We start from the raw sequence: 1,115 nt of genomic DNA, 5'->3' as shown, positions 1-1,115 counted from the left end.
GGCCTCGACAAGGTCGGTGTGGATGACGGGTTCTTCGAACTCGGTGGTGACAGCATTGTGTCGATTCAGTTGGTGGCTCGGGCGCGTGCGGTGGGGTTGGTGTTCTCGGCGCGGGATGTGTTCGAGCGGCGGACGGTCGCGGGTTTGGCGTCGGTGGCGCGTGCGGTGGACGGTTCGGTGGTGGTTGGTTCTGCGGTGTCGGGTGTCGGTGGGGTTGAGCTGATGCCGATCGTGGAGTGGCTGCGGGATCGTGGTGGTCCGGTGGACGGGTTCGCGCAGTCCGTGCTGCTGCGTGTTCCTGCTGGGCTGCGGCTGGACGATCTGCGAGCCGCTGTGGGTGTGGTGGTGGATCACCATGACGCGTTGCGGCTGCGGCTGGATCCTGCGGGTGTGTGGGGCTTGGAGGTCCTGTCCGTGGGTGGTGTCGCGGTGGCGGAGTGTGTGCGTCGGGTGGATGTGGCAGGTGTGTCGGGTGTGGCGCTTGCCGAGCTGATGCGTGTGGAGGCGGTGGGGGCGCGGGAGCGTCTGGTGCCGGCTGCGGGTGTGATGGTGCAGGTGGTGTGGTTCGACGCGGGTCCGGGTGAGCAGGGCCGGCTGCTGATGGTCGTCCACCATCTGGCGGTGGACGGTGTGTCCTGGCGCATCCTGGTTCCGGACCTGGCGTCCGCGTGGGAGGCGGTCGTCGCCGGCCGTGAGGCTGCCCTGCCGGTGGTGGGGACGTCTGTGCGCGAGTGGGCGCGACAGCTGCGCGAGGAAGCAGGGCAGGGGCGTCGGGTGGCGGAGCTGGAGCTGTGGTGCGACGTCCTCGATGGCGAACACGTGCCGCTGGCTGGCTCGTTGGATCCGGTGCGGGATGTGTGGGGCAGTGCCTCGATGCTGTCGGCGGTGTTGGAGCCGAAGGTGGCGGGTGCGTTGCTGACGTCCGTTCCGGCGGCGTTCCACGGTGGTGTGAACGATGCGCTGTTGGCGGCGCTGGGTGTGGCGGTTGCGCGCTGGCGCCGGCGTTCGTCGGTGTTGGTGGAACTGGAGGGTCACGGCCGTGAGGAGCTCGGTGCGGGGACGGACCTGAGCCGTACGGTGGGCTGGTTCACCAGCCTTTTCCCGGTGCGTCTGGA

Annotated in this window: 1 protein-coding gene; it reads left to right on the top strand. The window is 69.1% G+C overall.

The features are described from left to right. Positions 1-1,115, top strand: a 1,115-nt coding sequence (locus tag ADK60_RS23425) for a condensation domain-containing protein (RefSeq protein WP_234371226.1), incomplete at both ends; no start/stop codon positions are given.

It is taken from the genome of Streptomyces sp. XY431 (assembly GCF_001279805.1).
Classification (GTDB): domain Bacteria; phylum Actinomycetota; class Actinomycetes; order Streptomycetales; family Streptomycetaceae; genus Kitasatospora; species Kitasatospora purpeofusca.
The sequence above is the reverse complement of the archived record's forward strand: the minus strand, read 5'-3'. Positions and strand labels throughout refer to the sequence as shown.